Origin of the sequence: Nonomuraea fuscirosea (assembly GCF_003001935.1) — a bacterium.
Lineage (GTDB): Bacteria > Actinomycetota > Actinomycetes > Streptosporangiales > Streptosporangiaceae > Nonomuraea > Nonomuraea fuscirosea.
The window spans coordinates 196,639-216,882 of record NZ_PVNG01000016.1; the positions used below are offsets into that span (position 1 = coordinate 196,639).

The 20,244-nt window shown below is 72.6% G+C and carries 18 protein-coding genes; 10 read left to right on the top strand and 8 right to left on the bottom strand.

Going from position 1 to position 20,244, the window contains the following annotated elements:
• Nucleotides 1–15: 15 nt before the first annotated feature.
• Both B0I32_RS33810 and B0I32_RS33815 read right to left on the bottom strand, forming a co-directional pair.
• The gene (locus B0I32_RS33810; RefSeq protein ID WP_106246716.1) at nt 16–828 is read right to left on the bottom strand and encodes a citryl-CoA lyase; all 813 of its coding nucleotides are present in this window, start codon (nt 826–828) and stop codon (nt 16–18) included.
• Nucleotides 821–1,981: a CaiB/BaiF CoA transferase family protein gene (locus B0I32_RS33815; protein WP_106246718.1), complete on the bottom strand. Its 1,161-nt coding sequence runs from the start codon at nt 1,979–1,981 to the stop codon at nt 821–823. Before B0I32_RS33815 ends, B0I32_RS33810 begins: the two co-directional genes overlap by 8 nt.
• Nucleotides 1,982–2,156: 175 nt before the next feature.
• Here B0I32_RS33815 and B0I32_RS33820 point away from each other — a divergent pair, with 175 nt between their 5' ends.
• The 5 genes from B0I32_RS33820 (at nt 2,157) to B0I32_RS33840 (ending at nt 9,874) form a co-directional block, all read left to right on the top strand.
• Nucleotides 2,157–3,590, top strand: a complete 1,434-nt coding sequence (locus B0I32_RS33820) for an amidohydrolase family protein (protein WP_106246719.1) — start codon at nt 2,157–2,159, stop codon at nt 3,588–3,590.
• A 67-nt stretch (nt 3,591–3,657) separates the two neighbouring features.
• Nucleotides 3,658–4,458, top strand: coding sequence for an IclR family transcriptional regulator domain-containing protein (locus B0I32_RS33825; RefSeq protein WP_106246721.1), 801 nt, complete (start codon nt 3,658–3,660; stop codon nt 4,456–4,458).
• A 101-nt stretch (nt 4,459–4,559) separates the two neighbouring features.
• On the top strand, nt 4,560–6,590 hold the full coding sequence (locus B0I32_RS33830) for a M14 family metallopeptidase (RefSeq protein WP_106246722.1): 2,031 nt from the start codon (nt 4,560–4,562) through the stop codon (nt 6,588–6,590).
• Nucleotides 6,590–9,304: a M14 family zinc carboxypeptidase gene (locus B0I32_RS33835; protein WP_106246724.1), complete on the top strand. Its 2,715-nt coding sequence runs from the start codon at nt 6,590–6,592 to the stop codon at nt 9,302–9,304. Before B0I32_RS33830 ends, B0I32_RS33835 begins: the two co-directional genes overlap by 1 nt.
• A 72-nt stretch (nt 9,305–9,376) precedes the next feature.
• The gene (locus B0I32_RS33840; RefSeq protein WP_106246726.1) at nt 9,377–9,874 is read left to right on the top strand and encodes a GNAT family N-acetyltransferase; all 498 of its coding nucleotides are present in this window, start codon (nt 9,377–9,379) and stop codon (nt 9,872–9,874) included.
• Between the two features lie 87 nt (nt 9,875–9,961).
• Here the strand turns inward: B0I32_RS33840 and B0I32_RS33845 are convergent, their stop codons facing one another.
• Nucleotides 9,962–12,031 carry an elongation factor G gene (locus B0I32_RS33845; RefSeq protein WP_106246728.1) on the bottom strand — a complete coding sequence of 690 codons (2,070 nt, stop codon included), beginning with the start codon at nt 12,029–12,031 and terminating at the stop codon, nt 9,962–9,964.
• Between the two features lie 541 nt (nt 12,032–12,572).
• Here B0I32_RS33845 and B0I32_RS33850 point away from each other — a divergent pair.
• Entirely contained in the window at nt 12,573–12,842 is a 270-nt protein-coding gene (locus tag B0I32_RS33850; RefSeq protein ID WP_106246730.1) for a WGxxGxxG family protein, read from the top strand.
• 263 nt (nt 12,843–13,105) lie between these two features.
• Here the strand turns inward: B0I32_RS33850 and B0I32_RS33855 are convergent, their stop codons facing one another.
• The gene (locus B0I32_RS33855) at nt 13,106–14,404 is read right to left on the bottom strand and encodes an FAD-binding oxidoreductase (protein WP_106246731.1); all 1,299 of its coding nucleotides are present in this window, start codon (nt 14,402–14,404) and stop codon (nt 13,106–13,108) included.
• A gap of 380 nt (nt 14,405–14,784) precedes the next feature.
• On the opposite strand from B0I32_RS33855, the gene B0I32_RS33860 reads away from it, so the two are divergent.
• Complete coding sequence (locus B0I32_RS33860) at nt 14,785–15,045, top strand: hypothetical protein (RefSeq protein ID WP_106246733.1); 261 nt, start codon at nt 14,785–14,787, stop codon at nt 15,043–15,045.
• A gap of 233 nt (nt 15,046–15,278) precedes the next feature.
• On the opposite strand, the gene B0I32_RS33865 is transcribed toward B0I32_RS33860, so the two are convergent.
• The 3 genes from B0I32_RS33865 to B0I32_RS33875 all read right to left on the bottom strand — a co-directional run bounded on the left by B0I32_RS33865 (nt 15,279) and on the right by B0I32_RS33875 (nt 17,190).
• Nucleotides 15,279–15,761 carry a metallophosphoesterase family protein gene (locus B0I32_RS33865; protein ID WP_106246734.1) on the bottom strand — a complete coding sequence of 161 codons (483 nt, stop codon included), beginning with the start codon at nt 15,759–15,761 and terminating at the stop codon, nt 15,279–15,281.
• Between the two features lie 114 nt (nt 15,762–15,875).
• On the bottom strand, nt 15,876–16,604 hold the full coding sequence (locus tag B0I32_RS33870; protein ID WP_106246736.1) for an SRPBCC family protein: 729 nt from the start codon (nt 16,602–16,604) through the stop codon (nt 15,876–15,878).
• A gap of 1 nt (nt 16,605) precedes the next feature.
• Nucleotides 16,606–17,190: an ArsR/SmtB family transcription factor gene (locus tag B0I32_RS33875; protein ID WP_181308060.1), complete on the bottom strand. Its 585-nt coding sequence runs from the start codon at nt 17,188–17,190 to the stop codon at nt 16,606–16,608.
• Nucleotides 17,191–17,278: 88 nt separating this feature from the next.
• On the opposite strand from B0I32_RS33875, the gene B0I32_RS33880 reads away from it, so the two are divergent.
• From B0I32_RS33880 to B0I32_RS33890, 3 genes are all read left to right on the top strand, one after another.
• Nucleotides 17,279–18,109, top strand: coding sequence for a nucleotidyltransferase domain-containing protein (locus B0I32_RS33880; RefSeq protein WP_219912132.1), 831 nt, complete (start codon nt 17,279–17,281; stop codon nt 18,107–18,109).
• 136 nt (nt 18,110–18,245) lie between these two features.
• Nucleotides 18,246–19,031 (top strand): alpha/beta fold hydrolase, encoded by a 786-nt coding sequence (locus B0I32_RS33885; RefSeq protein ID WP_106246739.1) that lies wholly within the window; start codon nt 18,246–18,248, stop codon nt 19,029–19,031.
• A 12-nt stretch (nt 19,032–19,043) separates the two neighbouring features.
• Complete coding sequence (locus tag B0I32_RS33890; RefSeq protein ID WP_106246740.1) at nt 19,044–19,547, top strand: DUF4760 domain-containing protein; 504 nt, start codon at nt 19,044–19,046, stop codon at nt 19,545–19,547.
• A 30-nt stretch (nt 19,548–19,577) separates the two neighbouring features.
• Here B0I32_RS33890 and B0I32_RS33895 read toward each other — a convergent pair whose 3' ends face one another.
• On the bottom strand, nt 19,578–20,063 hold the full coding sequence (locus B0I32_RS33895; RefSeq protein WP_181308062.1) for a GNAT family N-acetyltransferase: 486 nt from the start codon (nt 20,061–20,063) through the stop codon (nt 19,578–19,580).
• Nucleotides 20,064–20,244: the final 181 nt, after the last annotated feature.

A 20,244-nucleotide genomic window follows, 5' to 3' on the forward strand; every position in this document is an offset into this window, starting at 1 on the left:
GAACCTCCGATGACCTCAGTCATGCGAACCTCCGTCGGGGGATGGGAACGGCTCGGGCGGGATGGACCGGTTGTTCAGGTCCACCGAAAGGAAGATCTCGTTGGCCACCGGCCGGCGCAGCTCCTCGGCGAGCTGCCCGATGAGCCCGGCGGTCCTGGCCAGCAGCGCGAACCCGCGCAGCAGCTCCAGCGGCAGGCCCAGGTCGGCCAGCGCCGCGCCGCAGACGCCGGCGCCGTTGAGCGGCAGCGTGCGGCCGAGGACCTGCGGGTGCACGCGCCCGATGGCGGCGAACAGCGACAGGTGCGGGCCGAGCAGGCCCTCCTCTTCCGCGATCTCGAACAGCCTGGGCGTGCGCGGGTCGCCGTTCTTGTGCACGTGATGGCCGAGCCCGGGGATGAGACGCCCGGACTCGCGGCGGGCCCGCACGGTGTCCAGGGCGAGCGCGTCCCAGCCGGGCTCCTCGGCCGGCAGCGGGTCGTGCGCGACGATCACCTCGTGCAGGAAGCGGCCGCAGTCCTCGGTGACGCCGAGGAAGCGGGAGCCGCCGCCGAGCAGGCCCGCGGCCAGAGCTCCCTGTACGGAGTCGGGCGCGGACAGGTACGTCAGCCGTGTCACGATCGCGGTCGGCGTGAACCCGTGGTCGGCCAGCGCGGCCAGCACGGCCTCGAACACGCGGACCTCGCCGGGCGACGGGCGGCGCTGCGTGGCCAGCCAGAAGGCCAGCTCGCCGAAGCCCACCTCGCCCATCACGTCGGCGGCCAGGTCGTGGCCCAGCAGGGTGATCGTGTCGGGCGTCGACGCCCCGAGCGCGGTCGGATACTCAGGCACGTCCGTCCTCCAGCCACTTGCGCAGCTCGGCGCCGTGCTCGTCCAGGTCGGGCGGCGGCAGGGCGTACCCGGCGGGCGTCTGGGAGAAGCGGATCGGGTGCCGCGTCGTCGGCACCGCCCGATCGCCCTCGCCGACCACCACGACGGGGTCCAGCCCGAACCGCTCCGCCGCGGCGAACCCGCCGTCGATGGTGTTGATCGGCCCGCTCGGCACCCCGGCCTCGACCAGGAGCTGGAACCACTCGTCGGCAGGCCGCCGGACCAGCTGCTCGACGAGCAGGGGCCGCAGCTCCTCCCGCCGCTCGGTGCGGTCGGCGTTGCGGGCGAACCGCGGGTCGTCGGCCACCTCGGGGATGCCGAGCACCTGGCACAGCTTGCGGAACTGCCCGTCGTTCGCGGCCGCCACGATGAGGTCGTTGTCGGCGGTCGGCAGCGGCTCGTACGGGAACACGCTCGGATGCGCGTTGCCCATCCGGTACGGCACCACGTCCCCCGCCACGTACGCCGAGCTCTGGTTGACCAGCCCGGTCAGCGCCGACGACATCAGGTTCACCTCGACGTGCTGCCCCTGCCCGGTGGCCTCGCGGTGACGCAGCGCGGCCAGCACGCCGATCACCGCGTGGTTGCCCGCCATCACGTCGAACACGGAGATCCCGGCCCGGTAGGGCGGCCCGTCCGGCTCGCCGGTCAGGCTCATCAGCCCCGACATGGCCTGCACCATCAGATCGTAGCCCGGCACCCGCGCGCCGGCCCCCGATCCGAACCCGCTGATCGAGGCGTACACGAGGCCGGGGTTGGCCGCGCTGACGGTGTCGTAGTCGAGGCCGTACTTGGTCAGCCCGCCGGGGCGGAAGTTCTCCACCAGCACGTCGGCCCGCCGGGCCAGCTCCCTGGCGAGCCCGGCGTCGCCCTCCTGGCGCAGGTCGAGCGCGATCGACCGCTTGCCCCGGTTGACGCCCAGGTAGTAGGTGGACGCGGTGCCGCGCGCGGGCGGCGTCCACGAGCGGGTGTCGTCCCCGCCGGGGCCCTCGACCTTGACGACGTCGGCGCCCAGGTCCGCGAGCAGCATCGTGGCGTACGGGCCGGCCAGCACCCGGGAGAAGTCGGCCACCAGCACACCGGAGAGCGGCCCGTCGGGCACGTGGTCAGTCATCCGGATCCATTCTTCCGTTCGCTCAGCTCGTTCGTCCGCTCAACGGACGTATGTCCGCTGAAGCGATCCCAGCATCTAAAAGCTGTCTCGTCAACCATCTTGACAGTGCGGCGGCATCTCATCACAGTGGCGTTGACCGTACAGCGGACGAATGTTCGCAATCGAGGAGCGTGCCATGAACGAGTTCGAGGCCGGACGCCCCGTGGTGCTGCGCGGCGGCACCGTGCTGCCCATGGACGGCAGGCGGGTGCTCACCCGCACGGACGTCCTCGTCACCGGGGACAGGATCGCCGCCGTCGGCCCCGAGCTGGAGGCGCCCGAGGGCGCCGCCGAGATCGACGCCACCGGCGGCATCGTCATGCCGGGCATGATCGACACCCACCGGCACATGTGGCAGACCGTGATGCGCGGCTACGGCGCCGACTGGACGCTCACCCAGTACTTCGTCTGGTACTACCTGGAGCACGGCAAGCTCTTCCGGCCCGAGGACGTGCACGCGGGCAACACCCTGGCCGCCATCGAGGCCCTCGACGCCGGCGTCACCACCGTCGTCGACTGGTCGCACGGCCTGCGCACCCCCGACCACGCCGACGCCGCCGCCGACGCGCTGCAGGCCGTGCCAGGACGGTACGTGCTCGCCTACGGCAACATCCAGCAGCCGCCCGCCGAGTGGACCGCCGCGCCGGAGTTCCGCGACTTCGTCCGCCGCCGGGTCACCGGCGACGACCTGCTCGGCTTCCAGATCGCCTTCGACGTGACCGGCGACCCGTCCTTCCCCGAGCGCCCCGCCTTCGAGGTGGCCCGCGAGCTCGGCGCGACGGTCACCACCCACGCCGGCGTGTGGGGCGCCACCAGCGACGACGGCATCCGCCTCATGTACGACCACGGCTTCATGACCCCCGGCACCGTCTACGTGCACGCCGCCTCGCTGTCGGCCGACTCCTACCACCGCATCGCGGCCACCGGCGGCTCGATCTCGGTCTCCACCGAGAGCGAGCAGAGCGCCGGCCAGGGCTACCCGCCCACGTGGGCCATCCGCGCCCACGGCATCCCCGTCTCGCTGTCCATGGACACCAGCGTATGGTGGAGCGGCGACCTGTTCTCGGCCATGCGCACCACGCTCGGCGCCGACCGCTCGCGCGAGCACCTGGAGGCGCACGCCAAGGGCGAGACCGTCACCCACTGCGCCCTGCGCGCCGACCAGGTCGTCGACTGGGCCACCAGGGGCGGCGCCCGCGCCATCGGCCGCGACGACCTCGGCACGATCGAGCCCGGCAAGAAGGCCGACCTCGTGCTGATCAAGAACGACGCGTCGCCCGTGTCGTTCCCGCTGCTCAACCCGTTCGGGCACGTGGCCTTCCAGGCGCAGCGCGGCGACGTGCACACCGTGCTGGTCAACGGGCGCGTGGTCAAGCACGAGCACCGCCTGCTCGGCATCGACCTGGCCGCCGTCCGCGCCCAGGCCGACAGCACGATCGAGTACCTCAGGGGCGAGATGGGGGAGGAGGCGTGGGAGCGGGGGATGAACCCCGACATCCCCTCGGCGAAGGTGCTCGACAACCCGTACACGTACACGGACTATCGCAGCGACGCCACGCACCGCCTCTGACCGGCCGCTGTGCGGACGGGCGACCGTCTAGAGTCGGATCGACAGATCCGAGCGAGTGAGGGCGTACATGGCACGTGGTGAGACCGGACCTGACTTCATCGAGGCGCTGGCCCGAGGCCTCGACGTCATCAGGGCCTTCCGGCCGGGCTGCCCGGTCATGTCGCTGACCGAGGTGGCGGCCGCCACCGGGCTGGCCCGGCCGACGGCCCGCCGCATCCTGCTCACCCTGCAGGAGCTGGGTTACGCCAGGGCCGAGCGGGGCGGGTTCGCCCTCACACCTCGGGTGCTGGAGCTGGGCGTCACCTACGTGCGCTCGATGGGGTTGTGGGAGGTGGCCAGGCCGCACCTGGAGACCCTGGTCAAGGAGACGCGCGAGTCGTCCTCGATCGCCCAGCTCGACGGCTCCGACATCGTCTACGTGGCCAGGGTCGCGGTGCCGAAGATCGTGGCGCTGTCGGTGCAGATCGGCACCCGCTTCCCCGCGCTGCAGACCTCGCTGGGCAAGGTGCTGCTGGCCGCGCTGTCCCCGGCCGAGGTCGAGCGGGTGCTGGCCGAGCCGAGCCGCTCCGGCATCGAGCCGCGCTGGCGGCCCGACCCGGGCGAGCGGGAGGCGGCCCTGCGCGCCGTGCGGGCCAAGGGCTGGGCGATGACCGACGAGCAGCTCGCCCTGGGCATCCGCTCGGTGGCGGCGCCGCTGCGCGACGGGCTCGGCAACGTCATCGCGGCGGTGAACGTCAACGCCCACGCCGCCGAGACCTCGATCGAGCAGCTGACCGAGGAGCACCTGCCGCTGCTGCTCAGGACGGCCAGCGCGATCAGCGCCGACTGGGCGGCCTACGACGCCGTGCCGCACGTCACGGCCTCGTGACCGCCAGCCCGCCCGGCGGGCGATGACGTTCCTGGGTCTTGCCGGTCGCCCGTTGTCGGCTTTGAATGATCCCCATACAGGTGATCCCTGGAAGGGGCTACATGCACGGCTTACGGGTGTCCGCCGTCCTCACACTGATCGTCGGCGCCGCGTTCCTCGGCGCACAGCCGTCCGCCCCGGCCGTAGCCGGGCCGGCCGATCCCGAACCCGTCTCGCTGGTCACCATCTCCGTGCCCGACGCGGCCGCGATGGAACGGCTGGTGGAGTCCGGGGCCGATCTCACCGAACGCGTACGCCCGCAGCCGGACGGCAGCGTCCAGGTCGACGCGGTGCTCACCCCCACCCAGCTCGCCGCCCTGCCCCAGCTCGGCGCGAGCCTGGCCCCCGACGCGGCGCCCCGGGCGAGCACGACGGCCGGCGGCACGCGGGACCGGATCGTCATCGAGCGGGCGGTCTGGTACAAGTCGCGCGACGGGTACTTCCTGTCCGTCGAAGCCTCCAGCAGCGCCGCCCAGGCGGCCACGCTCACCGTCGCCTGGAAGGGCCGGCGCGGCACCAGCGGGCAGGCCGAGATGGTCGCGTACGTGGACGCCGGCGCCTACCTGGGCCACCAGCTCACCGCCCCCGTCCCGGCCGACGCCCAGCCGACCCGGATCACCGTCACCTCCGCCGGCGGCGGCAAGGCCGAGGCGCGGGTGGCCGAATGGCCGGGCGGTGACCGGCCCGCCAAGACCGGCCCCGGCTACCAGAAGGACTTCGTCACCCAGTACATGACGCCCGCCCAGCTCAACGAGCGCATCAGGGCGCTGAACCGGCGCTACCCCAAGCTCACCGAGCTGATCGCGCTGCCGTACCGGACCAACGGCTACCGCCGCCACGCCCAGGCGCTGATCGGCACCGCGCCCGCCGCCGCCGTCGTGATCACCTCCACGGCCTACGGCTCCGAGGGCGGCAACGACCTGTCCGTCGAGCTTACCGATCCCGGCACGCCCGGCAGCCCGCTCCGCGTCAGCATCGACGGCAAGCTCGTCGCCGTCAGCCTGGCCACCGACGACTCCGGCGCGCCGGTCAGCACCGCCGCCCAGGTCGCCGCCGCGATCAACGCCACGCCGGGCCTGCCCGTCAGGGCCTCCGTCTACCGCACCGACCCGGGCGCCGGCGTCATGGCGCCCGCGCCGCCCGTCCAGCTCGACGACTTCCTCAGCGCCCCCGCCGACGTCTCCCGCGCGCCCGCGCAGGTGCTGGCCCTGCGCATCGGCAGCCGCCGCGACGGCTCGCGCACCGGCGTGCTGGCCTACGCCCAGGAGCACGCGCGCGAATGGGTGACGCCGCTGGTCACCATCGAGGCCGCCGAACGGCTGCTGCGCAACCACGACCGGGACAAGGCCACCCGGCGGCTGCTCGACCGTACCGACATCTTCATCGTGCCGACCGTCAACCCCGACGGGGCGAACTACAGCTTCTACGACTTCAACGCCCAGCGGAAGAACATGACCAACCACTGCCCGGCGCAGCAGGCCGACCCGGCGGCGCGCAACACGTGGGGCGTGGACGTCAACCGCAACTACGCCGTCGGCTCGCTGTCCGACGGCTACTTCGGCGCGTCGGCGAGCTGCCAGTCCGGCACGTACGCCGGCCCGTCCGAGCACTCCGAGCCCGAGAGCCGCAACGTCATCTGGCTGGCGCAGCGCTACCGCAACATCAGGTTCGCGATGAACGTGCACAGCTACGGCGGCTACTTCATGTGGCCGCCCGGCGCCTACCGGCTCGACGGCCGGGTCACCCTGCCCAGGCCGACGCGCCAGGAGGAGGCGTACTTCCTGCGCTCGGCCCGCACCATCGAGCAGGCCATCGTCGCTGAGCGCGGCACCGTCATCTGGCCGCAGCAGACCGGCCCCGTCACGGACGTGCTGTACTCGGCGGCCGGGAACTCCGCCGACGAGCTGTGGTACGACTACGGCGTCTACGGGTGGGACTTCGAGGTCGGCGCCGACCTGTGGAACCCCTCGACCCGCCGGTGGGAGGGCGTTGGGTTCCAGCCGCCGTTCAGCGAGGGACACGCCGAGGCGATGGAGTTCGCCGCGGGCCTGATCTCCTTGATCGGCATCGCCGCCGACTACCGGGAGCCGTGATGGATCCGCGCCTCAGAGCACCTGCCGGCCTGCCCGCCGCACCGTCCGCCCGTCTGCCCGCCCGTCTGCCCGCCCGTCTGCTCGGCGCCGTCGTCGCAGTCGCGCTGATCGTCGTGCCGCAGGCCGGCGGCCTGCCCGCGCTGGCCGATCCGGCCGAGCCGGCGCCCCCGGCGGTGCGCGACTTCGGCAACGGCCCCGAGCGGAACGAGGTCGCCGCCGGCACGCCCGGCGAGGCCGCCGCCCTGCGCGGAGCCCCGGCCGGGGAGCGCCCGTACGGATGGTCGCACGACCGCGGCTACCCCAGGCGCACCCGGCTCCCGCTGCCGCCGGAGAACCCGGCCGACGCCTCGATCAAGCTGGGTCTGGTGCCGTACCACGGCATCGCGCCCAAGCTGAACGACCTGCAGTGGCGCGGCGACCGGGTGAGCGCGGAGATCATCGGCAGCTCCGCCCAGGGCCGCGACCTCTACCTCGTCACCGTCACCGCGCCCGAGAGCGCCGCCCAGGCGCGCGAGCAGGCCCGCATCCGCGAGCGCATCGGAGACGATCCGGCCGCCGCCGCCCGGGACCGCAAGCTGGCCAGGACCTACAAGGCGCCGATCTTCGTCAACGGCAACATCCACGGCAACGAGTGGGAGGGCGCCGACGCCGCCCTGCGCACCATCGAGCAGCTCGCCACCAGCACCGACCCCGCCGTCACCGACCTGCTCAAACGCACCCGCCTGTACTTCAACGTCACCGCCAACCCCGACGGCCGGGTGAACAACGCCCGCCAGAACGGCGCCGAGTTCGACCTCAACCGCGACTTCGTCACCGCCTCGCAGCCCGAGGTCAGGGCGATGCGCCAGATCATGATCGACACCCAGCCGGTCGCCATGCTCGACCTGCACGGCTACGTCAACGGCACGCTCATCGAGCCCACCACGCCGCCGCACGGCGCCAACTACGAGTACGACCTGTTCATCACCAACGCCTACGCCAACGGCCTGGGCATGGAGGCCGCGATCAACGGCCTCGGCTACACCCCGGCGAAGGACGGCGTGGAGCCGGCGCAGATCCCGTTCCGCGACTCCGCCGAGGGCTGGGACGACTGGCCGCCGATCTTCACCCCGCAGTACGCCCCCTTCCACGGCGCGGTCGCCGCGCACACCGTGGAGATCCCGCTGCGGGTCAACGGCTCCGCCTACGACCAGACCCCGGCCGAGGAGCTGCGCCGCCGCTCGGCGGTCAACACCGACGTGGCCGCCGCCGCGATCCGCGCGACGTACGGCTTCGTCCGGTCCCGTCACGACCGGCTGATCGCCGACCAGATCGAGGTCTTCAGGCGTGGCGCGGCCGGCGAGCCGTCGAAGCCCGTGCCGCTCGGCATCGTGCCCGGCTTCGGGCCCGAGGACGTCTACACCACCACCTTCCCCCGCGCGTACGTCATCCCCGCGGGCTCCGGGCAGCGCTCGGCCACGGCCGCCGCCCGCCTGGTGGACCACCTGATCGCGAACGACGTCCGGGTCGAGCGGGCGCGGAGCTCCTTCCGCTCGGGCGGCAGGACGTACCCGGCCGGGTCGTACGTGGTCGACATGCGCCAGCCCAAGCGCGGTCTGGCCAACGTGATGCTGGAGCCCGGCGCGGACATCTCCCCTCGGGTCGATGCCATGTATGACATCTCGGGCTGGAGTCATGCCCTGCTCTGGGGCGCCACCGTGGAGCCGGTCTCGTCGCTGCGCGCGGACACCGTCTCCGTCAAGGCGGCCGCGCCGACCGGCTCGGTCCCGCGCGCGCCGGGGCCGCTGGCGCTCAGGGTCGGGGACGCCAAGGAGGTCAGGGCGCTCAACGACCTGCTGGCCCAGGGGGTCGCGGTGACGTGGAACGGCGGCGCGGCGATCATCCCGGCCTCGGCCAGGAACGCCGCCAGGACCGTCGCCGAACGCCACGGCGTCGCGTTCACCCCGGCGGGCGGTCACGCGGGCGCTCACGGGAGCTCCCCGGGAGGCGCTCAGTCGGGCACATCGTCAGGTGCTTCGGCGGGCACTCCGGCGGGTGCTGCCGCCGGCACCCCGCTCGGACAGGTGCGCGTCGCCGCCGCGGCCTCGGCGGACGAGCTGTTCACGCTGCGCGAGCTGGGCTTCCCCGTCACGCCCGTCTCCACCGCCGTGCTCAACGCCGGCTTCGACTGGAGCGGCACCGACGTCCTGTACGTCTCCAGCGGCCTCAGCCACGCCGCGCTCAACCCGGCGGCCAGGACGGCGCTGGAGGCGTTCCTGGCCGGCGGCGGCGTGATCACCCGAGGTCAGACGGGCGCCCGCTTCAACACCGACGCGGGCCTGCTCACCGCCACCACGGTGCCCGGCCGCGGCGACGCCAACGGCGTGGTCCGCACCGTCGCCTCCGGCGGGCCCGTGGGCGGCGGATCGCCCGCGCACTCGTTCGTGTACTCGCCGCTCTGGTTCACCGGTCTCGGGCCCGAGGTCACGGTCGAGCAGTCGTACGCGGCCGACGGCCCCCTCGTGTCCGGCCACTGGCGGCCCGACGGGCAGGGGGCGGGCGGCCCGGACGCGGCCAGGGGCCAGGCGGCCGTGGTCAGCGGGCGGGACGAGCGGGGTGCGGCCGTGGTGCTCTTCGGCACCGAGCCGATGTTCCGCAACCATCCCAAGGGCCTGTTCGCGCAGGTGGCCAGGGCGGTGTACTGGTCGAGCTCGGTCACGGTCACCACCCCTTGACCAGGCCCATGATCAGACTGTGCTAGATTCACACCTTCCGGCCGGATTTGATCCCGGCCGGAAGGTGTTCGTATGACCTCTACACCAGCATCGGTGCGGCCCATGAGCGCCGCCGACCGTCCCGTGGCCGAACGACTGTGGCTCATGTTCCGCCACGACATGGCCGACTACCAGGGCGGACTGCCCAGCCGCGACGCCACGTACCACAGCGACCGGCTGAACGCGGCGCTCGCCGGCGATGATTGGGCCGCCTACCTGTTCACCAGCGGCGACCATCCCGTGGGCTTCGCGTTCGTCCGCGCGCTGTCCGGCCCGGCGCGCGTGCTGAACAGCTTCTTCGTGGTACGCGGCGCCCGCCGCTCCGGGATCGGGATGGCGGCCGTACGGGACGTGATCTCCCGTCATCCCGGCCCCTGGGAGATCGCCTTCCAGGACGCCAACACGACGGCCGTCTCGTTCTGGCGCCGCGTGGCCACCGAGCTCGCCGGCCAGGCGTGGACCGAGGAACGCCGGCCCGTACCGCACCGGCCCGGCGTCCCCCCGGACGTGTGGATCTCCTTCACCGCCTGACACCTGGCCGGGCCGCACCCCCGTCAGGCCGCCGGCGTCCAAGGCGCGGGCGGCCCGACTCCGGGCGGCGTCAGCCCGCTCGGCCGGTCAGGCGGGTGCGTAACCGGCCGGGCGGGTGGTGAACGTGCCGCGGCCCTGGGTACGGCCGCGCAGCCGGGTGGCGTACCCGAACATCTCGGCCAGCGGCACCACCGCGGTGATCACCACCGTGCCGCCACGGGCCGTCGAGCCCGAGATGCGGCCGCGGCGAGCCGGCAGGTCACCCAGCACGCCGCCCGCCATGTCGTCGGGAACGGTCACCGTCACCTCCACCACCGGTTCCAGCAGCACCATCGCGCACGAGCGCAGCGCCTCGCGCAACGCGAGGCGCCCCGCCGTGCGGAACGCCATCTCCGAGGAGTCCTTCACGTGCGTGGCCCCGTCGGTCAGCGTGACCCGCAGGCCGGTCACCGGATGACCGCCCAGCGGGCCGTCCGCCAGCGCGTCCCGGCAGCCGGCCTCCACCGCGCGCACGTACTCGCGCGGCACCCGCCCGCCGGTCACCGCCGAGGCGAACGCGAAGCCCTCCGCCAGCGGTTCGACGTCGATCACCACGTGCGCGAACTGCCCGGCGCCGCCGTCCTGCTTGACGTGCCGGTACAGCAGCCCGGACACGCCGCGCCCGACCGTCTCCCGGTACGACACCTGCGGCCGGCCGACGGAGACCTCCAGCCGGTGGTCGCGGTGCAGCTTCTCCGCCGCCACCTCCAGATGCAGCTCGCCCATCCCGGACAGAACGGTCTGCCCCGTCTCGGCGTCGGTCCGCACGGCCAGCGACGGATCCTCCTCCGCCAGCCGCGCCAGCGCCGCCGCGAGCCGGTCGGCGTCGGTGCTCCTGCGCGCCTCGACCGCCACGGACACCACCGGCTCGGTCGCGCCCGGCGGCTCCAGCAGCAGCGGCGAACCCGGCGCGCACAGGGTCGTCCCGGTGCGGGCCGCCTTCGGCCCGACCAGCGCGACGATGTCGCCGGCCGCCGCCTGCTCCGTCTCGGCGTGCCGGTCGGCCTGCACGCGCAGGATCCGGCTGATCCGCTCCGTCCGGCCCGTGCCGGCGTCCAGCACCGTGTCCCCCTTCCGTACCGTGCCCGCGTACAGGCGCACGTAGGTGAGCCGCCCGGTCGCGGTCGAGCTGACCTTGAACACCAGCGCGGCCAGGGGCGCGTCCGGGTCGGCGGCCCGTTCCCCGCCGTCCTGCCCGCGCACGGGAGGCACGTCGAGCGGCGAGGGCAGATACCGGACGACCGCGTCCAGCAGCGGCTCGATCCCCCGGTCGCGGTACGCCGCACCGCACAGCACGACCAGCCCGGCACCACTGCCGGTCAGGTCACGCAACGCGGCGGCCAGCGTCGCCTCGGAGATCGCCGGCCCTGGGGCCGGGGATGCCGGATCCGCGGGCCACGAATCCGGCATTCCCGCATCCGCCGGGGCCGCGCAGAACTCCTCCAGGGCGGCCGGATGCAGTTCGGCGACCGCCTCCTCCAGCAGGCGGCGCCGCCGCAGGGCCTCCTGGCGCAGGTCGGCCGGCACCGGGCCGGTGTGGCAGACGCCGTCGTTCCAGACCAGGGCCCGCAGGGTGAGCAGGTCCACGACGCCGGTGAAGCCGTCCTCGCGCCCGATCGGCAGCTGGACCACCAGCGGCGCGGGATGCAGCCGCCGCCGGATCGACTCGACGGCCGCGTCGAGGTCGGCTCCGGCCCGGTCCAGCTTGTTGACGAACGCGACGCGCGGCACGCCGTGCCGGTCGGCCCGTCGCCAGACGGACTCGCTCTGCGGCTCGACCCCGGCGACGCCGTCGAACACCGCGATCGCGCCGTCGAGCACCCGCAGCGAGCGCTCCACCTCGTCGGAGAAGTCGACGTGGCCGGGGGTGTCGATCAGGTTGATCCGGTGCCCGTCCCAGTCGCAGCTCACCGCGGCGGCGAAGATCGTGATGCCGCGGTCGCGCTCCTGGGAGTCGAAGTCGGTGACGGTCGTGCCGTCGTGCACCTCGCCGCGCTTGTAGGTGGCGCCGGTGAGGTAGAGCATCCGTTCGGTGACGGTGGTCTTGCCGGCGTCCACGTGGGCGAGAATGCCGATGTTGCGGACGGTGGTCAGGGAGTTGAGCAGGTGAGCACGCACGGCCCTTGCCCCTTCCGGGACGTTGTCGTTCGAGGACGGCGCGATTACCCCGGCGAAGGGGAATCCGTCAGGGCAGCATCCAGCGGCGGCCGCGCAGCCGGCGCCGGGAGGGCGAAGACACCAGGATCACCTCGTAACGCGACGGGGGGACGACGGCGGCGGTGTGGTCACGCATGGCCGGCTCCCTTCCTCGTCCCGTGATGGCGTCGATCAAGGAGTGTAGCGACGGCGTACGGCGGAGGAAATCGAATTTCCCCGCTCAAAGTGCGGCTTTGGGTGCCTATCTGGTCACGTAACGTCACGATGGGTGGTGCGGCCCCTGTAGGGGGATTTGTCAGGAAATGTCCGAGACCCGTGTGCGCGCGGGCATCCGGGCCACCACCGCCCCGGGGCGCGGGGAGAAGGTGTTTGATGCCGTCGGCAGAATGGTAGAGGCGTATTTAGCAGGGGATATGGAGATCGCCCCGCTATCGGGAGCCTTCAGAGAAGGCGTGATAGGCGGTCTCCGCGGTTACTGAGACCGCCGGATCGGGGGAACCCAATGCGCAAGACCCTCACCGGGCTGGGCCTGGCGTTCTTCTTGACGCTAGCTCCGGCTGCTGTCGCGACGGCCGACTCGCCGGTCGCGCCCGTCGCGCAGAGCCAGGTGACACCCGCACCACAGGACGACAGGAGAGACGAAGGCGGCGGCAACGCCGGCCTGTGGGGCCTGCTGGGCCTGCTGGGTCTGCTCGGCTTCGCCGGTATGCGCAAGCAGCGCAACCACGTAGGCAGCGCCGAGCACATGGGGCACCGCACCCAGCGCCCGTGACAAGGCCAGACCTCGGCCCCCGGCCGGGGTGACCTCCGATGTGACACGGCCGGCGCCGACCGGCCGTGCCACTCGGCGGAGGAATCGTCGTCCGTCCGGAACCGGCCTTGACCGGCGGGTACGTGACGCTCTGGCCGTCCGGAACCGGCCGTGACCGACGGGCACGTGACGCTCCGGTCGTCCGGAACCGGCCGTGACCGGCGGGTCCGTGAGGCTCCGGCCGTCCGGAACCGGCCGTGCCGGGTCCGTGAGGCTCCGGCCGTTCACCGGGAGACGACGTGGCCGACGCGGAAGAAGCCGTCCGGGTCGTAGGCCCGCTTGACCTCGCGCAGCCCCGCGTAGTCCGCCGCGGTGAAGGCCTGCGCCGTCCGCGCGGGGTCGGCCAGGAAGTTCAGGAAAGTCCCGCCGTTCGCGTACGGCCGCAGTTCCTCGGCCAGCCCCGGCACGACGGTGTCCACGATCGCCGACAACCGGGTGGAACGGTGGCTCACAGGCCCGGCGTCCGGTCCGGGACGGCCCAGGGCGCCGCCCCAGTGGCGGATCTCCACCGTCTGCGCCCGCTCGGCGGCCCGCACCAGGGTGCCGATCAGCGCGTCGGGGACGGTGTCGAACATGTCCATGTGCCGGTTCGGGGTCCCGCCCATGGCCGTGGCCGCGTACGTGCTGGTCCTCGTCTCGTCCAGCAGCGCCGGGCCGGCCGCCCGCCACAGCGGCGCGAGCAGTTCGCGGGCCTCGCGCGCCGGTCCGGTGTGCACGACCTTGACCATCGCCACGTGCCTGCCGCGCACCGCCGCCGGCGTCCCCTCGTCGCCGGGCATCCGCCTGAGCACCACGGCGGTGCTGATCTCGTCGGGGGCGTCGTCGATCCAGTCCCGGTACGCCGTCAGCAGCTCCGCCGCCACCTTCACCGGGAAGTACGCGAACCCGGAGAACACCTCGGACACCGGGTACAGCCGGAACTCCAGCGAGGTCACGACCCCGAACCCGCCACCGCCGCCGCGCAGCGCCCAGAACAGCTCCGGATGGCTGTCCGCGCTCGCCGTGACCTGCCGGCCGTCGGCGAGCAGCACCTCGGCCCGCACCACGCTGTCGGCGGCGAAGCCGTGCTTGCGCCCGAGCCAGCCCAGCCCGCCGCCGAGCGTGTAGCCGACGACGCCCACGGACGGCGACGAACCGGACAGCGGCGCCAGCCCGAACGGCGCGGCGGCGGCGGCCACCTCGCCCCAGCGCGCGCCCGGCCCCACACGGGCGATCCGGCGGGCGGGGTCGACCAGGACCGACGCCATCGGGGCGGTCTTGACCAGGATGCCGCCGTCGCAGGCGGTGTGCGTCCCGTGTCCGGTGGCCTGGACCGCGAACGGCACCCCGTTGGCCCGCGCGGCCAGCAGCGCGGCGCGCACGTCCGCGGCATCGTACGCCTCGGCGACCAGCGCCGGGCGGGAGTCCACGGCCGGGTTCAGCGAACGGCGCGCCTCGTCGTAGCCGGCCTCGCCGGGCAGGTGCACGGGTCCGGTGAACCCGGGCAGGCGGATCTCGTCCTGGATGGTGTACGGCTGGCTCATGTCTGCGGCCCTTCTCGTCCTCGGTGATCTGAGATCACTGTGCTGGAGGGCGCTTACGGCCTTGTTCCGATCGCCTTACCGCGGCCCTTAAGCGCCTGAAGGACTCCAGGATCGTCCGGCCGGGGCCGCCGCCGAATCGGCCGCTCGTCGCCACGGGGGATACGCCGAGGGGCGTAGGAGAGGGGCGGTCCGCGTACACCGTCGTAGACCCACGTGCGGCGGGACGTCCCGCACCGCCCTCCGCCCCCGCCGCTACCTCTGACTCGGGGGAGGGCTCGTGGGCCTGGACCGATGACCGCGGCAAGAACATCTCACTCCCGCGGCGGCCGCAGCGCGTCGTCGCCCAGTCGGGCGCCGTCGCCGCGCTGTGGGGCTTCGGCGTGCGCCCCGTCGGCGTGTTCGGGCCGCACAAGCTCAAGGGCGGCGGGCCCGACCCCGAGGTCGGCGAGGTCGGCATCACCAAGGTGGAGTCGATCGGCAACGTGTGGGGCGAGTTCGACATCGAGAAGTACGAGCAACTCGCCGCCGCCCTCGGCGCGGACCCGGGTGCGGCGCCCGTGGTCGAGGCCAGGAGGCGCTTCGAGGCCGCCGGCGCGCGCTCCAAGCTCTCGCCGCCGAGCGGCCGGGGCTCAAGGTCGTGATCGTCACCGGCACGCCCGAGTCCCTGTACGTCGCCTATCTGCCGGATCACCCCGACATCACGTACTGGGGCGAGCTCGGCCTGAACATCGTCTCCCCCGAGCAGCCGACCGCGAGCGAGGGCGGCTTCTGGGAGGTGCTCAGCTGGGAGAACGCCGACAAGTACCCGGCCGACGTGATCCTCGTGAGCGGGCGTGCCCAGCCGATGAAGATTGAAGAGATGCCGGATTCCGGATCAGGTGACGGGGACGATCTCCGCCGCCGTCAGGACGCCGCCCTTGATGGTGAGCAGGCCGATGGTGCCGTGCGGCTGTCGGCGGCGGTCGGTGGGGGAGCCCGGGTTGAAGATCCGCAGGCCCTCGCCGGACTCGTCGAGCGGGATGTGCGAGTGCCCGAACACCACCAGGTCCGCGTCCGGGAAGCGGCGGCGCATCCGGGCCAGGCGGCCCTTGGCCGGGCCGCTGTCGTGGATCATCCCGACCCGCAGGCCGTCCAGCGTCAGCTCCAGCGTCTCCGGCGCCTTCACGTCGGGGCCGTCGTTGTTGCCCTTGACGACGTGCACGGGAGCGTAGGCGGCCAGCTCGTCCAAGACCGAGGGGACACAGACGTCACCCGCGTGCAGGATGACGTCGGCGCCCCGCAGGTGCCCGGCCACCTGCGGCGGGCACGCACGCCAGCGTCGGGGCGCATGCGTGTCGGACAGGGCGACGACCTTCACCCGCTCAGTCCTCCCCACTCAGCCGCGCCTCACCCCCGCGACTCCTGCTCACCCCCCACTCACCTCCGCGAACCGGCCGCGGGAACCGGCCGCGACCCAGCCCTCCCGAGGCGATCACGCCGTGTCGTACAACTCTCGCAGCCACTCCCGCCACCGCGTGCCCTGCTCCTCCCCGCCACCGTCGAACAGCAGGTGGGAGGCGATCATGGAGCCGCCGAACCCCTGGAGGAAGCGGTAGATCGCGTCGCCGGTCCGCACCCCGACCGTCTGGGAGTTGCGATAGAAGACGACGCCCTCGACCCCGTCCCCGGGCCCGAAGCGGATCCGGTCGCCGGGTGACGGCGGGCCGCCCAGCGCCGCGTTCAGCCGTTCCCACGCGTGCGGCCAGTCCGTGACGGGCGGGCTGAACTCGGTGAGCGGGGTCGCCGCCCGCCCCGCGAAGTGGTTGAGGTATTCGACCAGCGTCGCGAAGTACATCTCCAGACCCCTGGACATGGCCTCGAACTCGTCCTGCCAGTCGTCGCCCGGCAGGAACCCGCTGGTCACCATGCGGATGACGGTGCTGCTCCGCTCCCGCCCCTCGATCATGAACTCGTACGCGACGAAACGGCCGTCCTCGCCCTTGTCACTGCCGTGCGCCAGGCGGGCCGGCGGCTCGGCCTCGGTCACGGTGGACGGCGGCAGCTCGAACGGCCCGAACGCCGTGCGGACGACGCCGTCGGCCACCTCGGTGCGCCCCATGAACCAGGAGTCGATGCCGGGGCCGGTCGAGATGGCCTCCCAGACCTCCTCCGGGCTCGCCCCGACCTGCGCCTCCTGGGGGAGCTCGAACCCGTGCCCCACGTCAGTGCTCCTTCACCGCGGGATGGACGGCCACGATCAGCCGATGGTCCCGCCCGCCCTCGGCGCTCTCGTCGTGATATTTGCTGACAAGTGAGGTGACGCACTGCGCCAGCTCCTCCGCGAACGCCGCCCGGTCGGCCGCCGACGCGAAGCGCACCTCGCCGTCGAGGGCGAACGTGGCCACCCGCTTGCGCGTCTTGGCGGCCCCCGTGATCAGCGTGCCGACATCGCGTACGAGCTGCGCGGCCAGCGCCAGCAGCCAGCGCGCCGACAGCCGGTCGGAGAACCGGCCCGGATCGGGCTGCACGGAGGCCAGCGCGACGGGCGAGATCACGAAGGACGCGGCCGTCGCCTGCATCACGCGCTCGGTGACGTTGCCCTTCTTGCGCTCCTCGACCAGCTCCACCAGCCCGTGCCGCTCCAGCGTGCGCAGGTGGTAGTTGACCTTCTGCCTGGCCAGGCCTACCTTGGCGGCCAGCGAGGTCGCCGAACCCGGCTCGACCAGCTCGGACAGCAGTTTCGAGCGCATGGGGTCGAGCGACGCCTCGGCCGCCGCGGGGTCCTCGATCACCGCCACTTCATGCATGGCTGAACCATGCCACCGAAAAAAATCCTTGTCAAGAAGCCGAGTGGCCGGCCGTCACGGGTGAGGGCGAACGTCTACCCTTGACACCGTGCGTACCCCCGATCCCGCCCCCGACCTCGCCGGCATCGCCGATCGGCTGGCTGCCGTCCCCGGTGTGGTGGCCGTCGTCCTGGGCGGCAGCCGGGCCCGCGGCACCCACCGGCCCGACTCCGACATCGACCTCGGCCTCTACTACCGCGGCGACCTCGACGTCGGCGAGTTGCGTACCCTCGCCGCGAAGCTGACCGGCCAGGACACCGAGGTCACCGAGCCCGGCGGCTGGGGTCCCTGGGTGGACGGGGGCGGCTGGCTCACCGTGGACGGCTGGCGGGTGGACTGGATCTACCGCGACCTCGACCGGGTACGCCGCATCTGGGACGACTGCCAGGCCGGCCGCTACGAGATCGGCTTCCAGGTCGGTCACCCGCTCGGCTTCTACTCCCACGCCTACGCCGGCGAGGTGGCCCTGTGCCAGGTGCTCGCCGACCCCGGGGGCGAGCTCGCCGCGGTGCGCGAGGAGACCAAGCACTACCCTCCCGCACTGCGGGAGGCGCTGATCGGCGGGCTGTGGGAGTGCGACTTCGCCCTGACGACCGCCCGGTACGGCGCCGCCGGCCGCGATCCGGCGTACGCGGCGGCGACCCTGTTCCGGGCGATCGGCGTGGCCTGCCACGCACTGCACGCGGCCGACGAGACGTGGCTGATCAACGAGAAGGGCATGATCGCCTCGGCCGACCGGCTCCCGTCGGCCCCGGACGGCTTCGGCGACCGGGCGCGCGCACTCCTGGCGGCGGTGGGGGAGACCCCGGAGCAGATCGGCCACACCATCGACGCCGCCACCCACCTCATCACCGACGTCCGTACAGCCTGCGGCACCTGACAGGGTACGGCCCGCAGCACCTGACCGCTCAAGCCGGCGCCCGGGTGCCCGACCGCTCAAGCCCGCACCCGGAACTTTCGTGGAGCGCGCGTCGTACCGCCGGAACCGCGGCGGATCCGCGAGCGTTGTACTGGCGATGCCGGACGACCAACCGCCCCTGGCGGCGACCGAGCGGGCGGCGACCGCGGGGGAGCACGCCCCTGTCGTGGTGTTCCTGCACGGCGTGGGCTGCGCCCGCGACCAGTTCGCCGCCCAGCTCGCGGGCCTCGATCGGCGGCTGCTGCTGCTCAGCCTGGATCTGCCCGGCCATGGCGAGTCACCGCCGCTGCCCGGTGGCGGGTACGGGGTGGCGACGGTGGCCGCGGCGGTGGAGAACGACCTGGTCAGGCGGGGCTTGGGCGAGATCGTCCTGGTCGGGCACAGCGCAGGAGGCATCGCCGCCCTCCTGGTCGCTGCGACACGACCCGATCTCGTGCGTGGTGTCGTCGTCGTGGACTCCACCATCGCGCTCACGGAGCCCGAGCTCCAGGCAAACCGGGCACGTTCCACCGAATCGGACAATAGTGACTGGCGGCGCCACTTCATGGGCGCGATGACCCAAGCGTGGGGCACGGGCGAGCACGGCCGGGCCGCGGTGTTCCGGACGCTGGAACGCACGCCCATGCACGTCGCCAAGCCGTTCTGGCACAGCGTTCTGGCCTTCGAGCCGGAGTACCTGTGGCGCCGCGTCACGGTGCCCGCCCTGTACATCAGGTCCCGGCGCGACACCGACCTGCGGCTGCTCCGGACGCTCAACCCGTTGATCTCGACAGCGGATCTGCGCCCGCGCTGCGGCGGGCACTGGCCGCACGTGCAGTGTCCTGACGCGGTCAACGCGGCACTGCACCAGTTCCTGACCCGGCTCGGACTTATCGGCGGATGAGGGGATGCCATCGTGGACGTGTCCGTGCTCATCAACATCGGAGCGGTGATCGTGTCGATCCTGGCTCTGGTCACCTCGGCGCTGCTGGCGCGTAACCAGTTCAAGGCGCAACGGCACGGCAACCATGTCGGCCCGCTCGTCGAACTGCTCAAGGAGTTCCGCTCGCTGGAGTTTCACCGCAACTACGCCTTCATCAGGAACGAGCTCCCGAAACTCTCCAGTGACCTGGGCATCTCCGGGCTGGACGAGGAGGTCCAGCGCAAGATCTACGACATCGGATACTTCTTCCAGCTCTACAGCATCCTCGCGCATCTTGACGTCATCGACCGGGAGTTCATCAGGTCCCTGCTGCGCAGGCGTTATGTCGAAGCCTGGGCCGCACTCGAACCGTTCGTGCGCAAGGAGCGAGAGCTGCAGGGGCTGCCCGGCAGTTCGATACTCAACATCCTGGAGCATTTCGCGGTTGATCTGCGCGACCACCCGCCGACCGACATGCAGGTGGTATTGCGTCGCTGAACGCGATGCCGGAGGCGGGCGGCTCGGCGCTCAGACCGGCTGGTCGAGGGCGCGGGTGAATCGGATGGCCTCTTCCCGGTAGCCCGCGCCGGCGTAGAAGCGGCGGGCGGTCGTGTTGCTCGCCGCCGTCTCCAGCGTCATCTGGCTCACGCCCTGCTCGCGCGCCCAGGCCTCCGCCGTGCTGAGCAGCCGGCGGCCTAGGCCCGTCCGGGCGGTGTGGGGGGCGACGGCCAGTTCGCCGATGTAGGCCTCCATCGACCCGGTGAAGTGGCGACGGGTGTTGACCGAGACCACGCCGACGACCTCGCCCTCGCCCTCGGCGACGAACACGGCGCCGGGATGGTCCTGTTCGGGCGTGAAGTAGCCGGCGAGCCACTGCCTGGCCGCCTCGACGACGGCGTCGGGGTCGGTCCATTCGGGCAGCCCTTCGCCCAGCCGGGAGACGAGGGCCATGACGGCCTGGCGATCTTCTACGCGAACGGGACGGATCTGGATGGATCTGTGCTCGACGCTCATAGGTCGAAGCATGTCATTTGGGGCCGTGCCGGGTGGCGGTCCGGGTATGTCATCAGCTGTCGGAGGAGCAGCTCGGCTCAAACGTGGTGGGCAAGAGCGCCCTGCTCGGTCTGCTGGGAGCCGTCACCCATCCCAGCCGCGGCGTGGTCGAACACGGCGGCGCTCGTTCCCCGCTGGACGC